Source organism: Geomicrobium sp. JCM 19037 (assembly GCF_000698105.1).
GTDB lineage: Bacteria > Bacillota > Bacilli > Bacillales > Marinococcaceae > Geomicrobium_A.
Genome location: NZ_BAWZ01000012.1, coordinates 89,153 through 104,104 on the forward strand (window position 1 = coordinate 89,153; position 14,952 = coordinate 104,104).

Annotated in this window: 16 protein-coding genes; all 16 read left to right on the forward strand. The window is 42.5% G+C overall.

Features of this window, described 5'->3' with window-relative positions:
• Positions 1–24 precede the first annotated feature (24 nt).
• The 16 genes from JCM19037_RS09005 (at position 25) to JCM19037_RS28400 (ending at position 13,735) form a co-directional block, all read left to right on the forward strand.
• Positions 25–1,974, forward strand: a complete 1,950-nt coding sequence (locus tag JCM19037_RS09005; protein ID WP_081829171.1) for a cell wall metabolism sensor histidine kinase WalK — start codon at positions 25–27, stop codon at positions 1,972–1,974.
• Between the two features lie 236 nt (positions 1,975–2,210).
• Positions 2,211–2,978, forward strand: coding sequence for a glycosyltransferase family 2 protein (locus JCM19037_RS09010; RefSeq protein WP_152549010.1), 768 nt, complete (start codon positions 2,211–2,213; stop codon positions 2,976–2,978).
• 14 nt (positions 2,979–2,992) lie between these two features.
• On the forward strand, positions 2,993–3,466 hold the full coding sequence (locus tag JCM19037_RS09015; protein WP_052363726.1) for a sugar transferase: 474 nt from the start codon (positions 2,993–2,995) through the stop codon (positions 3,464–3,466).
• Positions 3,467–3,492: 26 nt separating this feature from the next.
• Positions 3,493–3,633 (forward strand): hypothetical protein, encoded by a 141-nt coding sequence (locus tag JCM19037_RS29985; RefSeq protein ID WP_373900633.1) that lies wholly within the window; start codon positions 3,493–3,495, stop codon positions 3,631–3,633.
• 42 nt (positions 3,634–3,675) lie between these two features.
• Entirely contained in the window at positions 3,676–3,882 is a 207-nt protein-coding gene (locus JCM19037_RS09020) for a helix-turn-helix domain-containing protein (RefSeq protein ID WP_052398723.1), read from the forward strand.
• A gap of 61 nt (positions 3,883–3,943) precedes the next feature.
• Complete coding sequence (locus tag JCM19037_RS09025; RefSeq protein WP_042400121.1) at positions 3,944–4,870, forward strand: NAD-dependent epimerase/dehydratase family protein; 927 nt, start codon at positions 3,944–3,946, stop codon at positions 4,868–4,870.
• A gap of 18 nt (positions 4,871–4,888) precedes the next feature.
• On the forward strand, positions 4,889–5,626 hold the full coding sequence (locus JCM19037_RS09030; RefSeq protein ID WP_238544632.1) for a YveK family protein: 738 nt from the start codon (positions 4,889–4,891) through the stop codon (positions 5,624–5,626).
• The gene (locus JCM19037_RS09035) at positions 5,595–6,071 is read left to right on the forward strand and encodes a hypothetical protein (RefSeq protein ID WP_042400128.1); all 477 of its coding nucleotides are present in this window, start codon (positions 5,595–5,597) and stop codon (positions 6,069–6,071) included. The genes JCM19037_RS09030 and JCM19037_RS09035 overlap by 32 nt, the downstream gene beginning before the upstream one ends.
• Positions 6,072–6,153: 82 nt before the next feature.
• Complete coding sequence (locus JCM19037_RS09040) at positions 6,154–7,620, forward strand: oligosaccharide flippase family protein (RefSeq protein WP_052363728.1); 1,467 nt, start codon at positions 6,154–6,156, stop codon at positions 7,618–7,620.
• Positions 7,598–8,854, forward strand: coding sequence for an O-antigen ligase (locus JCM19037_RS09045; RefSeq protein WP_052363729.1), 1,257 nt, complete (start codon positions 7,598–7,600; stop codon positions 8,852–8,854). Before JCM19037_RS09040 ends, JCM19037_RS09045 begins: the two co-directional genes overlap by 23 nt.
• The gene (locus JCM19037_RS22560) at positions 8,826–9,350 is read left to right on the forward strand and encodes a glycosyltransferase (protein WP_052363730.1); all 525 of its coding nucleotides are present in this window, start codon (positions 8,826–8,828) and stop codon (positions 9,348–9,350) included. The genes JCM19037_RS09045 and JCM19037_RS22560 overlap by 29 nt, the downstream gene beginning before the upstream one ends.
• A 5-nt stretch (positions 9,351–9,355) precedes the next feature.
• Positions 9,356–9,922: a glycosyltransferase gene (locus JCM19037_RS22565; protein ID WP_052363731.1), complete on the forward strand. Its 567-nt coding sequence runs from the start codon at positions 9,356–9,358 to the stop codon at positions 9,920–9,922.
• Positions 9,906–11,366: a hypothetical protein gene (locus JCM19037_RS22570; protein WP_052363732.1), complete on the forward strand. Its 1,461-nt coding sequence runs from the start codon at positions 9,906–9,908 to the stop codon at positions 11,364–11,366. The genes JCM19037_RS22565 and JCM19037_RS22570 overlap by 17 nt, the downstream gene beginning before the upstream one ends.
• On the forward strand, positions 11,347–12,459 hold the full coding sequence (locus tag JCM19037_RS09060; RefSeq protein WP_042400130.1) for an acyltransferase: 1,113 nt from the start codon (positions 11,347–11,349) through the stop codon (positions 12,457–12,459). The genes JCM19037_RS22570 and JCM19037_RS09060 overlap by 20 nt, the downstream gene beginning before the upstream one ends.
• A 32-nt stretch (positions 12,460–12,491) precedes the next feature.
• Positions 12,492–13,625 carry a M20 family metallo-hydrolase gene (locus JCM19037_RS09065; protein ID WP_152549011.1) on the forward strand — a complete coding sequence of 378 codons (1,134 nt, stop codon included), beginning with the start codon at positions 12,492–12,494 and terminating at the stop codon, positions 13,623–13,625.
• Positions 13,613–13,735 (forward strand): hypothetical protein, encoded by a 123-nt coding sequence (locus JCM19037_RS28400; protein ID WP_255357877.1) that lies wholly within the window; start codon positions 13,613–13,615, stop codon positions 13,733–13,735. Before JCM19037_RS09065 ends, JCM19037_RS28400 begins: the two co-directional genes overlap by 13 nt.
• The last annotated feature ends 1,217 nt before the right edge of the window (positions 13,736–14,952 follow it).

The window sequence follows — 14,952 nt, forward strand, 5'->3', positions numbered from 1 at the left end:
ATATAGAGCAAGGGGAATAAGCATATGAAATGGAGGAGTGCTTGTCTTATATGTTTGTTCTTTATGTTATTTCCGTACACGTTAAATGCTGAAGAGGAGCACAGCGATGTTGCTACTTATACTGGGTCTGACCTGCTTGTATTAAGTGGGGATTGGGAGCTACACCTAGGTGACCTCCACCCTAGTGATGTGAGCGATGATACGTTCATTAAGAATGTTTCTGTACCACATCGTTTAAGCATTTCTGACCCGTCTCTCATTGGAGCACCACTGTCGTACCGAAAAGTGTTAGACGTACATGAATCAGAACGACTGTTTGCGATCGTGCTTCCTGACCGGATCGGTCACTATCAAATTTGGGTTAATGAAACGCTCGTCGCACCGTACCCAGTAGACAAACGAGACACGCAAAGAATGATTCCGTTTGAAGCCCAAGGCCCATCCGTAGAAATTGTCATTAACATTTCTGGCTATTTAGACGACAGTGGTGGACTCATTCATACGATTCGCTTTGGCAATAATGAAGAGATTACGACCTATTATCTTCAGCAATTGATCCTCTCTTACGTTCCGTTAAGTGCATTGCTCATTATAGGGGTCTCGTACCTCATTTTTTTTGCTTTTCTTCCGAAGTTGAAACAAGCGATGTATTATGCGATTTTTTGCGTAATTGTAGGGTTTTTAGCGATTTTTCAGATGGATTGGTTTCATATGTTTGCATGGCACATTGAATATCGCTTTGTGTACGGCTTATGTATTCTCGCTCATGTATGGTTATTGCAATACATCATTTCAGATTTTGCCAAATATACGAACGTTTTAATAGACCGGTTAGCGATTGTGACGCTTTTCTTGTGCGCGTTCTTCATTATCATGAGTCCGTATCAATTATTTCAATACTTTCACTATCTATTACTCGTAACATCATTATTTCTTATTGTTTATTCTTTCGTTGTGTTGCTACGTGCTCTTAGGGGAAAACATCCGAATGCGGTGTACAATTCCATAGGTTTTGCGATGCTTTATGCGGCAATGATCTATGAAATGGTTACTTATGAAGATCGCTTTTTTATAGGAAGCATTGTTTCTCTAGGCGTTTTGTTTCACATTAGTATGCAAATTATTAATTTCGTACACGCAACGCATCGTTCGTACACGAAAATTGAAGAGCTGACAGCAGAGCTTTCTACTCTAAATGTCTCCATGGAGAAGAAAGTGCAAGAACGTACGCAAGAACTTGATTATAAGCAGAATGAATTACTACGCGTGAATGAAGAGCTGTCACAACTTGAGAACATGCGAAAACGGCTAGTAGAAAATGTGACCCATGAACTTGGAGGGCCTCTAACCTCTATAAGGGGGTATGTGAAAGGAATAAAAGATGGTATTTTTTCACGTGAAAGTGATCGTTACATTTCCATTGTTTACGATAAGACCTTGCTTTTGGAAAGACTGTTAGATGACTTGCATGATATTAGTGGGCTAGAGAACGGCATGCTTTCTATGCAGTTTGAAAAGATGGAAATGATTTCACTCATGAACCGACTCGTCATTAGTTATGAGGATGAAATGCTAGAAAAGCAGATCCAACTGCAATTCTTTCATCACGTTGAACAGGCGTATTGTATCGCTGATGCTAGCCGGATTGAACAGGTGTTCACGAACCTGATTACAAATGCGATGAAATTCTCATCACCAGGTTCTACGATTAACGTAGAGGTAAGTGTAGACTCGTTACATGGAACGCTCATCGTGTCCATTTGTGATGAAGGAGAGGGCATTCCAAACAAAGAGCTACCGTTTGTGTTTGAACGCTTTTATCAAGCTGATAATGGAACGTTAGAATCAGAGGGTTTTGGTATTGGACTGAGCATTTGCAAACAGATTATTGATCAACATAACGGGCAATTGCTCGTTGAAAGTCAAGTCGGACAAGGTAGTGTTTTTACATTCCGATTACCGTATGAGTACTAAAAAAATGAGCTATAATTTTCGACAAACGTATAAAAATAATAGAATGAATTTTTCTGAAAAACTACTAACTTTCGTTAGTAGTTTTTGTTATGGGAACGCCGTACAGTGAAGGATAAGCAAGAGGGAACTAGCGGTGATGTACGAGGAGGTGTTCATATAATCGATAAGAATACAATAAAGTCCCGTGCATATAATGGGCAATATCTCTTGAAGAAAATGAATGGCAGGTGGTAGAGTTGCCCCCTTTAATTAGTGTTGTGATGCCCGCGTATAATGCAGAAACGTACATTGAGCAGGCAGTTGAATCCGTGCTCGCCCAAACCTATCAACATTTAGAAATCATTATTGTGAACGATGCCTCTACCGATCATACAGCTTTAATCGTAGAAGATATGGCTGCCCAAGATGATCGAATCCGCATTTGTCATAACGAGCAAAACAGAGGTGTATCGTTCTCAAGAAATTTGGCGATTAGCTGTGCGACCGGTGAATGGATTGCCTTTTTGGATAGTGATGACGCATGGCATCACGAAAAAATAGCTTCGCAGATGAGGCTTGTTGAACAAAAAGGGGCAGAGTTCATTTTTACAGGTGCAACATACATGGATGAGCAAAGTAACATGTATTCGACCGTTTTTCAGGTGCCTAAAGAAGTGCGATATCAGAATTTACTTAAGCAAAACGTCATCTCTTGTTCTTCAGTCATGATCAAGCGTAAATTCTTCGAAAAACTTCAATTAGAACGTGATGATCTGTCCGAAGACTACCTTGCTTGGTTAACGATATTACGCACGGGAATTGTCGCGTACAGTGTGAACGAACCTCTGCTGATTTATAGAATTTCAAGACATTCAAAATCAGGAAAAAAAGTTCGATCGATACAAATGACGTATCGTGTGTATCGTCATATCGGAATTTGGCAACCGGCTGCTCTGTTTTATACAATGAGCCATCTAATGAAGTCGTTAAAAAAGTACCGAAAGTTAAACATTCACTATTTCTAAAAGGAGAGCAAGCAATGGCCGTCATCAAAAACACTCGACGAAACAAGCTAGTCATAGAGCGCTTCATAAAACGAGTGATGGATGTGGCATTAAGTTCTATCATTCTACTCGCCATCTCCCCATTGCTCGTCATGATCGCCTTACTCATATTGCTTCTGGACGGTAAGCCGATTTTTTTCAGACAAAAGCGTGTCGGTCAGTATGAACAAGAATATACAATGTGGAAGTTTCGCTCGATGACAAACCGTCATCATCTTAACAAACCGAGGTATACATGGAGTGGTCATGTGCCGGAAGACTTTGTTTTTAAAAGCGCTTCGGCAGACAGGGTCACACCGGTTGGGCGAATTCTTCGCAAGTATAGTTTGGATGAGCTCCCGCAATTTGTTCATGTTTTGTTCGGGCAAATGAGTATCGTCGGTCCAAGACTGAAGTTCCCGAAATCACGAAATTTTACAACGAAAATCAACGGAGAAGGCTGCGAGTAAAACCAGGAATTACTGGTTTTGCACAAGTGAATGGGCGAAGTTCAATCTCCCACGGGGAAAAAATTCAATTCGATAATCTTTACGTGGACAAGCAAACGTTCGGAATGGATGTCCGAATCATTCTTAAAACCGTCCTCGTTGTGGTGTCAGGAAAAAGTTCATATTAATTAATGGCTATGGAGAATAAAGACGATTCAGGATGTGACGAAATGGAATATGTAGGGGAACGTATTAAGCGTGTACGAGAACAGAAGGGAATGTCGATTACGATGTTGTCCGAACGGTCAGGCATTGCAAAGTCCTATATCAGCTCAATTGAACGAAACATTCAGACGAATCCGTCCGTAGATTGTTTGGTGAAATTGTCGAAAGCACTCGATATTCGCCCCGAACACTTTATTCAAGAGCAAGAGTAATTTTCATCGTTGTCTGTTCTTAATAACGAACGAAATTTGAACGAACTAATGGAGGCAAACTATGAAAGTACTCATAACTGGTGGTGCTGGTTTTATCGGTTCTCATATCGTTGAGCAACTCGTCGAGAATCATCATGAAGTCGTCATTGTCGACTATGCGATTTTAACAGAACCAAAGAATAAACAAGTTCGTGTCTATCGTAAAAATGTGTGTTCAAATCTTCACATGATATTTAAGGAAGAACAACCTGATGTCGTCATCCATCACGCTGCACAAGTATCGGTCTCAAAATCAATGCAGCAGCCTTTAGTAGATGGAAAGCAAAACATATTAGCAACGATTAACGTGTTAAAAATGTGTGTCACTTACGGTGTGAAGAAAGTGATATTTGCTTCTTCTGCAGCTGTTTACGGTAGCGGAAATAGCGTCTTAGTTCAAGAGACAGACCCAACAAATCCGCAATCGTTTTATGGGTTGTCTAAACTACAAGCAGAAGCGTATATTCGCTTTTTCGCTGAACAATACGGGTTAAACTATACGATTTTCAGATACGCAAACGTTTATGGCCCTGGTCAATCGATACACGGAGAAGCAGGTGTGGTGGCACAGTTTATTCATAAGCTGAAAACCGGGGAAGCTTTGCACATTTACGGAGATGGATCACAAACACGCGACTTTGTTTTCGTCAAAGATGTGGCGCGTGCCAATGTGGAAGCACTAACAAATGGAAACAACGTAACGATGAACATTGGAAGTGGAAGAGAACTGTCCATTCTTTCTCTCATGGAAACGATTCGTCATTTTGGCTGTTCGAGTATGATCCCCGTATTCAAAGAAGCACGTCAGGGAGATATACTTCGCAGCTCATTAAATTCAGATCGAGCGTACGAGCGTTTAGGTTGGCAACCAATGTACGCCATTGAAGAAGGTTTAAAAGAGACGATTATGCATAGTGAAGCCATGCATCGCTCCATCAATTTTGTATAGAAAGGAGCGGGTTGAGTGATGCAAAGGATGGATATATATGAAATTCTTCTGATGCTCAGAAAACGGTGGAAATTTCTGTTTTCTTCAATTCTGTTGTTTTTCTCCGCTGCAACCGTTGTTGTGATCTATGTTATTGATCCAACATACGAGGCAAGTGAAGCGATCCTTGTAGGCGATTTGGAGAGAGGGACGGAATACGCGCAAACCGAACAAAATAATATGCTTTTAGCTTCGACAATGGACTTCTTAAGAAGCCCGATGGTGAAAACAGAAGTATCTGAAACATTAGCGATTCCATATCAACAGCTCGATGAGCAGATTGCGATTCAACATAATGAACGCTCTCAACTCATTAATATCGTTGTTCATTATCATCATCAAGAAGAAGCAAAGAACATTGCACGTTCGATGGCAGATTCAACGGTTTCATTTATGGAGCAATCACTTGGGGTGAATGAACTACAAGTTATGAACAATGCATCTGAGGTAGTAGATGCTCGAAGGGTAGATAATCCAGTAATGAACATCGCAATCGCCTTCATTGTTAGTCTATTCTTCGGCGTTAGTACTACGTTTCTACGCCATCAATACGTTGGCGTTATACAGCATCCTGAAGAGCTAGAGCGTGAACTTCAATTACTTTTGTTAGGGGAAGTGAGCGTCAAAAAGGGGAAATCAAAACAAGAATTCCAGCATTACGCAGCAAAAAGTGAGGTGAATGTGCGTGGCAAAACGACGTCAGAAACGGTGGATTAGAGATTGGCAAATGAACGCGATCTATCAAAACATCCAAGCCTTAACGACCAATAACCCAAAAATCATCTATTTTACGAGTCCTACATCGAGTAAAAAGCAGGCGCTTGTAGGGATGACACTCGCAAAAACACTTGCAAAAAATAAAGCAAAGGTGCTCTATTACAACGTTTACGCAAAGACGAGTTTTGTGGATCGCTATTTGCCGAAAAGCTCGAACGTGATGTCGGAAAAATCACATCAGATTCATCGGACGTTACACAGAGGTGTGGACCGTTTGCAAATCAAAACGAGTGCACACGGGCTTCATTCATTCGAATCGTTAGTAAAAGAATGGAAAGAATTCTATGCATATATCTTTATTGATGCGTATGGCCCCTTTCAAAATGAATGGCACAAACGATGCTTGAGCAGAGCGATGAAGTTATTCTTTATGCCAAACATATGAAAACGAGAAAACGAAAGTTAAGTGAAGCGAAGCAACACATTGAACGAAGAAATAAAAAGATTCTCGGTGTGATTTACGAACAATGAGCATCACTAGAAATCGTATCCTCATCAATATTTGGCATTTGCTTTACGGAACGACGACGGCTGCACTATTAAATGCGCTTGCCCTCGTCGTGCTGGCATCGTACCTTCAAGCGCACGATTACGGCGTATTCAGTGTCGTACTTGCCGTTGCCATGATTGCGGGTTTTTTCACTGACGTTGGTTTGAGCGATATCGTATTAAGAGAAGGTGCAAAAAAGCAAAATGAACATGCGAAGCTGTTCGTATCGTTCGTGAAGCTTCGTTTGCTATTTCTGCTCATTTCCGTTGTCGCCGGTTTTCTGTTTATTCATTTTATGTACTACAGCGAGCAAGAGATTGTCCTAACTTCTTATTATTTGTTGTTGCCAATGATTATGGGTGTGACAGCACAAAGTATAGCATCAACGTACTTTCAACTTTATGAAAAAATGCAGTATATAAGCTACATTAAAATGATTTCGGCATCCCTGCTCGTCTTCTTTATGATCGTTGGGGTGGGACTATCTTTTTCGCCACTAGTGATGGCACTGCTTTACGGGTGTGCATATGTAATCGCGGGGATGTTCGGCATGATTCTTTTCCTTAAGCATGCGCGGCTGAAATGGCGGTATGTTCCATTTCATAAAGAATTGCTTCATCAATTATGGATGTTTGCAGCAGGAGGATTGTTGTTTGTCATTCTTCCTCATCTCGGTCCGTTAGTGTTGGAACGTTCGATTACGTTGGTAGAAGTCGGCCTTTTCGCCATTGCTTACCGAATTCCTCAAGCGTTGCAACAAGTGCCATTTATCGTCGCGGGTGCTTATTATCCAGCACTATTCAAAGAATTTGCCAACAGTAACGATAAGCGGCATTTGCAGTTAAATGTGGTTGAGACGAAGCTAATGGGAGTGATCGGCATGCTGATGGCTGTTCCATTCGTATATTTTTCAGAACCGATCCTCGTAAACGTATTCGGAAATGAGTGGGGAGCTGCTGCACCAGCACTTCTCGTGCTTTCCTTTATGCTCGTATTTCAAGCATTGAATATCGCGATAGCAGATGGTCTAACATCATCGGGACATCAAACGGCAAGGACGTGCACGCAATTCATTGCGGTTAGCATCGGGGTATTCCTTTATTACTTCTTGAGTCAACGATACGGGGTTATTGGTGCTGCGGTGGCTGGCGTTTCAATTGAGGTCATCTGTCTCATCGGCTTTTTATGGATGTACCGGGCGAATGGTCTGTTTATTGCGAAGAAAGTTGTGCTTCCTTTTGTCGTCATATTTGTAGCCACAGTCGTTGTCGTCCACCAACTTTCGTTTCCGGGAGGTGTAGGGGCAGCAATTACCGTGACAATCATCGGCATGGTTGTATTTTGGGATCGGGATTTGCGAGAGTTAATGCTGACGATCGTCGGTACGAATGGACTGCGTAGGAAAGAAATGAGGGGTGCGAGTGACGTTAAGCATAAGGGATGACAAGTATGTAGACCCGAGTGGTCCAACACTTCCGGCGTTTATGATCATTTTACTCGTTTCTTTTGCAGGTTTAGGTATTGATATAGGTTTCTCACTAAAACCATACATGATCTTCTTGTTTATGTTCACCGTTTTCTATCTGTTTAGAATGGTATTTGTGAAACTACAACCATTTGAAGTGGCCATGCTCGGTTTTTATTTTATTTATTGTTTTTCTGGAATCTTTGCTTTATATGCCTCTTCTAGTTTACGAATTATATTTGGCATCGGGTTGTATTTGGTCTGTTATTTCCTCATGAGAGCGATTCTTACGAGTACTACAATACCAAAACTTGAGTGGTCACTCTTTGTCGTCGGTCTTTTGTTTAATGGAATCAGTCTCGGATTGTACATCGTTGGCTTACTCGTTATCGGAACGGACGTGCCGATGGACCGGCTCGTCTCTTATGGGGTGATGATGGATCGTGGATATCCGCGATTGATTGGGGTCGTCGATGATCCGAATTTTTATGTATTTTATAACACACTGTTTTTTGCTCTTTATATGACGATGTGGCAAACGAGAAAAGGAAAGATCGCGTTGCTACTATGTGTATTTACGTCTGTCCTAACATTTTCAAGGGGAGGATTACTTGCGCTAGTCATACTATTGCTCGTGTTTGTCGTAACCCACAAGAGTCTAAAGAAAATAAAAATGGTGTTGTCACTTCTTTTAGGAGCGATCGCTTTACATTGGATTTCAATCTCTTATCTTAGCATCAACCTGTATGAAATCCTTTATGCGAGAATGGTAGATTTCACTAGTGATGGGGGCAGTAATCGCTTCATGTTATGGGAGAGGGCAGTAGAGTTTATTACGATGAATCATTGGTTAGGTCTAGGCCCGTACAATTTCTCATCTTACAATGATTTCCATTATGGGGATACACTGTCTGTTCATAATACGTTTTTAGATATTGCAGCGGACGCAGGCTTAATCGGGTTAGTCGTATACGTATCGTTTCTTTTCATTATTATCTATCAACTTTATCAATCACGCCTTTATCAAATAAAACCGTACCTTGCCTTTGCGCTATTCGGCTTTATCTTACAAACCATTTCACTATCCATCATCATAAATGACATGTTCTTCTTGTATCTTGCGATTGTAGCGATTTACTTGGAACGTTTCAGAAAACCAACGTCTATAGAAAGAGGTGCATCCATTGAAACGGGTCTTGTTTTTAACCGATGAACTTCGGATTGGTGGTGCAGAAACGTACGGTGTGGTGCTTGCCAATCGACTAACAGACAGAAGCGTTCAAGTACATTTCGCAGCTCGTCCTGGGCCTATGATTGAAAAACTTCGTCATGAAGTGTCGTTCACCCCTTTATCCCGTTTGCCAATGATCAACCTCTTCCGATTATACAAACTGTGCAAACAAAATATAAACCTCGTACATGCCAATAGTTTGCGAATGCTCGTATACTGCTTTCTATTAAGGTGCCCTGTTGTTTATACGAAACATAATGAAACGATGATTGAAAAGAAGATGCCAAGGCTTTACGCATGGCTGTTAAATCGTTCTACGAGACGGGTGCTCGTTTTATGTGCGTTAGAACAGAAGAAGTTGATGAGGATGGGTGTTAAACCTGGAAAGATTTCAATCGTTTATAACGGGGTTAATCTAGATAAATTTTCAATAAAGGAGCGAAAAATGATGAGTACTCCTTTTCGATTGGTATTCTAGCTCGGTTGTCTAAAGAAAAAAACCATGCGTTCTTTCTCGAGTTAGTGAAAGCGATGCGTAACGAGAAGAATATTCATTTTTATATTGCAGGTGACGGGCCGTTGAAAGAAGAGATTAATCGCAACATTCAGGAACATGGTCTTGAACCACTCATCACATGTCTAGGAAATGTTGAGCAACCGGCAAAGTTCCTCTCAACTATGGATGTGCTCGTCGTTCCCTCTCACCGTGAAGTATTTCCAATGGCGATTCTTGAAGCGATGGCGACAGGAACCAATGTCGTTGCGATAAATCGTGGAGGAATTGAAGAGATGATTATTGATGGGAAGACCGGTCATTTAATGGAATCACACGATGTGAACGTGTTTAAAAGTCGCATTCTCTCTCTTAGAAATAACGATACGATGCGGTTGTTACAAGCTGAGCACGCACGAAAATTCATCGAAAACAATTTCACTGTAGAAAAGATGGTTGAACATACACACGAGCAATATGAACGAGCAATCGAGAATGCAAAGCATACGGTCGATACTTATGAAGGGCTAGGCAAAAATTATGAGTCGAGGCGATAGACGAGTCGTTCGTTTTGCCGTCGTCACAGCACAACCTCACTTTACAGAGTGGGAAAAACAATGCATTCAACAATTGGAGCGTGTCGGAGCTGAAGCGACAATGCACATTTGGAATAAAAGTTTGTTGAATCGACCGATTCACGCGTATCGATTTGATTTTATTTTGCTACTAACGAACGAACTTGAGGGAGATTGGGGAGGAGCACCATTAGGGGTATGGTCGTTCACATGGGGAGCAACCCCCGCGTCAATCGATACGCTAGGCTGGTGGGAGGTATATCGAAAAGAGCCAACCGTTCACGTGTCGTTATGGCAAGATCATCAACTCGTACAAGATGGACAATTTCGTACGATCCAACATTCTATTGCACAAAACCGTAGGCGAATTCTTCAAACGGTTGCAGCTTGGCCGGCACTGTATTTGCAAAAACGGTTAGTAGAGCACGGTTTGGAACGTAGAAAGTCGCTGGAAGTTTTCGCAAAGCGAGTCTTTGAAACCCCAACATTTTTTCAGAAACGGCTCATGGACGTAAAGGTAGGCGCTCGAAAAGTAAAAGTGTTTTTTGATCGGATGTTCCGTGATGAATATTGGAATGTAGGCATTATTGAGCGTCCAATCGCGCACATGATTCAAGCGAAAGACTTTCATATTACGTGGCTCGCTCGTAAGAAGAATAGTTATTATGCCGATCCATTTGGCTGGATCGATGGAGGGCATGTGAACATTTTGCTAGAAGAAATGAGGATCGCTGAGCCTAATGGGTTTATCTCCACGTGCGCATATTCAATAAAAGAAAAGAAGTTTGTCCAATCTCCTGAAAGGAAACTCGTTCGCCCGCATCATTTATCGTACCCTTATCTCTTCGAGTATGAAGGGGTGCACTATTGTATCCCTGAGGCGGCAGAAAATGAAGAGGTGAATTTATATCGATACGAGCCGCAAAACATGCAATGGCAGCAAGAGAGGACATTGCTTCAAGGAATTCCAGCTGTTGATTCAACGGTCTTTCAATGTGACGACCGTTGGTGGTTGTTTTGCACCGTCGCTCGTCAAGGGACAGAAGAACATAATGATTCTTTACATCTGTTTTATGCAGACGATTTGCATGGAGAATGGAGAGAGCATCCGCTGAATCCTGTTAAAGTGGACGTTTGCTCGAGTCGGGGAGCAGGCACTCCGTTTCATAGTGACGGCAAATGGTATCGACCTGCCCAAGATTGTTCCACCACATACGGAGGCCGAATAGTGCTAAATGAAATTATCGCTCTCACTCCTTTACTTTATGAAGAAGTAGTCGTGAGAGCGATTGAACCAGATAAGGAAAGTGCCTATCCAGATGGCTATCACACCCTTTCCAAGGTGGGAGAATATACACTCATTGATGGAAAACGACAATTTTACCATTGGGCAACGCTTTTCATAAATGGAGGAAAAGGCGGCTAAAGAGATTGCGTGTTTAACGACCATTATCTTAAGAAAGGAAACAGAAATGATGAGGCTGAATCACGCATTGGCAGAGCGGATGTCTAGTATGGGCAAAGAAAACAACTTGGATTTGGTTCGGTTTATCATTGCCGCGTTTGTGATGTATTTCCATGCTTTTCATATCGCGGGTGGTGAGCATTCTCATGAGTTGTTACGCGTGATTCTGTTTTTCTTTATTAGTGGCTTTTTTGTCTATGGGAGTTTTGAAAGGTGGGGGAATGTAAAAGATTTTGTTCTGGCGAGGTGTGTACGACTATTTCCGGGGATGATCGTGCTCATGTTCGTCACTCTGTTCTTCATCGGACCGATTGTGACAGAAAAATCGATCATGAGCTACATGACGGACACAAAAACTTGGGAGTATCTGTTAGGAGTTACCATCGTTTTTTTGCAACAAGAGTTGCCTGGGGTATTTACGAACAATCCATATCCTAACGTAGTGAATGGATCGTTGTGGACGTTGCAACTTGAACTCGTCTATTATGCATCCATTGTCATTTTGTCATTGCTTCAATTGACGAAGCCGCGTGTCCTTATCGTACTGTTTGCCTTCACATATTTTTTGCACCATCTATCTTTACCCGTAGGTGAGACTTATATTTCTTTGTACCGCGTATTTTTACTCGGAATGCTATTTTATGTGTACAAAGAGAACATCCCCATTCGACATGCGTACGCGTTTGGCTCGTTTATTGTTTTACTCGTGTTTTGGAATCATCCTTGGTTTCATGAACTGTTCATTTTCTTTGGCTCATACTTGACGTTGTATGCGATATATGTGAGGAAGCTTACGATCCCGTGGTCTCGTTTGCTCGGAAACTGTTCATACGGAGTCTTTCTATTCGGCTATCCAGTTCAGCAAAGTGTGCAACATTTTCTGCCCCAGATCTCTGCGGGTCAGAACTTTATAATCTCCCTTCCTTTTGCATGTCTGTTTGCTCTATTGTCTTGGTTTTTCGTTGAACGGAAAGTGTTTCATTATTATAAGTCCGATCAGTTACGTACACACAAAACTGCGAACTCTCGTGTTGAACAGCCTATGTTAAAGTAAAATGATAGACCTTGAGTACTGGAGTGAATACGATGATAAATGCAAAGCGATTGGCTCGTTGGATTCAAGAACTGGGGCAGTTTGGCGCTGTTCGGGGAGAAGGAATCACGAGAACGACGTTTACCGATGAAGAAGTGAAGGCGAGAGAATGGCTTGTTCAGCAAATGAAAAATCAATCTTTAGCCGTACAAATTGATCCAGCGGCGAACATATGGGGAAGAAGACCGGGTCGGACAGAAGATGCGCCGGCAATTGTGTTCGGCTCTCATATTGATACCGTTCCAGGCGGCGGGAAGTATGATGGTGCACTTGGTGTGCTTGTCGGGTTAGAAGTGATGGCAACGCTAGAGGAGCAAGGGATTCAAACGGATCACCCGCTTGAACTCGTCTCTTTTAGTGGAGAAGAAGCTAATCCATTCGGTTTATCAACGTTTGGAAGTCGGTCTGTCTCAGGAAAGCTAACGCAACAAGACATTGACGGTGTGGTTGATTCTTCGGGAAATGTGCTTACAGAAGTACTTGAGAGAGCCGGAGGCAGCTATGAGCTATTCAATAATACGAAGCGCTCTTCAAAAGAATTGGCACATTTTTTAGAGTTGCACATCGAACAAGGGCGCCGCCTTCTTGACCAAGATGTACCGCTAGGAATTGTAACAGGTATTGCAGGCATTTACCGGGAAGTGTTTCACGTGCAAGGAGAGGCCAACCATGCAGGTACGACTTTAATGAAAGACCGTAAAGATGCGTTAGTTGCCGCATCCACACTCGTACTCGAACTGGAAAAGGTATGCAAAGCTCAATCTAACGAAGAAGTCGTTGCAACAGTGGGTGTATTTAACGTCACACCGAACGCGGCAAACATCGTGCCTGGAGACGTTCGCCTTGTTGTGGAAGTTCGCGGTCAACATGCCATCGAACGGCAAAATATTATTTCGAAGCTTCATGTTGCAGCAAAGAAGGTAGAGAACGATAGAGGGGTTCGCATCGATCAAAAGATCATGCTCGACCAAGCAGAAGTTTACATGGACGAGCAGATGATTGATGTGATTGAACACGTCGCTACGCAATCAGAAACAAATTCCGCACAAGTCACGAGTATGGCTGGACATGATGCCGCTCATATGGCTACTCTTACCCCGTCAGGATGTTGTTTGTGCCTAGTTTAAAAGGCATCAGTCATAGTCCGTTGGAAGAGAGCCGGATCGATGATATCGCAAAGGCGGCTAACGTGTTTTTGAAGACCGTTTTAGCGCTGGATCACGAACGTCATCGTTAAGTAGCTTCATGCGATCCATTAAGAGAAGAGAATTGTTGTATATCTCCACAGCAAGGGGGGCGTGAACTCCAGAGTATAAGAAGGACATCGTTGGTCAAACAGCTGCCGATGTGCTTTCTATCTCGTCCGGGGTAAAAGTGCGACATCGGCGGTCCAAGGACGCCCACCATGTTTCCTATGCAGTCCAGACTACAAGTGCAACATCGGTGGCCAAAGGACGGCCCACCGTGTTTCCTATGCACCGGAGGACTGGTGGAGCTTGTTCGGTCTTATTTCGAGGTCATTGAAAAACAGCGTCTCGGCCTTTTTATTATTGATCAATGAGATTTTTTTCTCGTTAACGTAAACGAACGTGGTCGAAGTTTTGAGGCAGTTCCAATTTGGGAGGATACGCTCTATGGGCAGATTTCCACAGATTGAGTAGCATATTAGGCTGAAATCTTACCATTGTTCTTGCTATGGTAAGATTTCTAGTTTCTATGGTTGGATTTTCAATCATACTCCTCGTAAATTAAGGGGAATCTTACCATAAATGGTTGTATGGTAAGATTTTTATTCCACTACCCCGGATGATCAACCAGTGCACAGTAAGTTTATGTGGGGATTTTAATAATTTAGCCTCACTAATTGATACTAAATCCCATCGTTAACGTGTTTATGTGGTGATTTCGCTTTTCTATGTGGGGATTTGAGCAAGGAGAGCTGAGATGACCATGGAAATTCCCACATAGTCGTTTTTACGGGGGAATTTCCATGTATATAAGTTGAACTAAAGAATTTCTTCACAAACGAATGGTAGACCAACTGTTAAAGCCTAAAGTTCATCGACTTTGAGATCGATCATCATCGGTTTCAATAGACGTAGAAAGATGAGTATCTACTGCTATTAGCCTCCAAAGTGTACGGATCGAGTTGAATGCCAATATTGAGCAACCCCAGTTCAGCGACGTCGTCTATTCAGTACCGTTGCTTGGAACGAAAGGCGGTGACGCCTGTAGAAGTTGGGCCGAGACGAGACCCCGCAGGTCGTTAGACCGAGGAGGCTCGGCCGGTCCTCCGCGGTAAAGAAAACACGGTGGGCGTACTTTGGCCACCGATGTTGCACTTATGCCCTGGAGTGTAAAGAAAACACGGTGGCTGTCTTTTGGCCACCGATGTTGCACTTATGCCTGGAGTGTAAAGAAAACACGGTGGCTGATCTTTTGGCCGCCGATGTT

Coding starts and splice junctions, on each gene's coding strand:
- JCM19037_RS09005 (WP_081829171.1), top strand. CDS start 25: ATGAAATGGAGGAGTGCTTGTCTTATATGTTTGTTCTTTATGTTATTT.
- JCM19037_RS09015 (WP_052363726.1), top strand. CDS start 2,993: ATGGCCGTCATCAAAAACACTCGACGAAACAAGCTAGTCATAGAGCGC.
- JCM19037_RS09020 (WP_052398723.1), top strand. CDS start 3,676: ATGGAATATGTAGGGGAACGTATTAAGCGTGTACGAGAACAGAAGGGA.
- JCM19037_RS09025 (WP_042400121.1), top strand. CDS start 3,944: ATGAAAGTACTCATAACTGGTGGTGCTGGTTTTATCGGTTCTCATATC.
- JCM19037_RS09030 (WP_238544632.1), top strand. CDS start 4,889: ATGCAAAGGATGGATATATATGAAATTCTTCTGATGCTCAGAAAACGG.
- JCM19037_RS09040 (WP_052363728.1), top strand. CDS start 6,154: ATGAGCATCACTAGAAATCGTATCCTCATCAATATTTGGCATTTGCTT.
- JCM19037_RS22570 (WP_052363732.1), top strand. CDS start 9,906: ATGAGTCGAGGCGATAGACGAGTCGTTCGTTTTGCCGTCGTCACAGCA.
- JCM19037_RS09060 (WP_042400130.1), top strand. CDS start 11,347: ATGGAGGAAAAGGCGGCTAAAGAGATTGCGTGTTTAACGACCATTATC.
- JCM19037_RS09065 (WP_152549011.1), top strand. CDS start 12,492: ATGATAAATGCAAAGCGATTGGCTCGTTGGATTCAAGAACTGGGGCAG.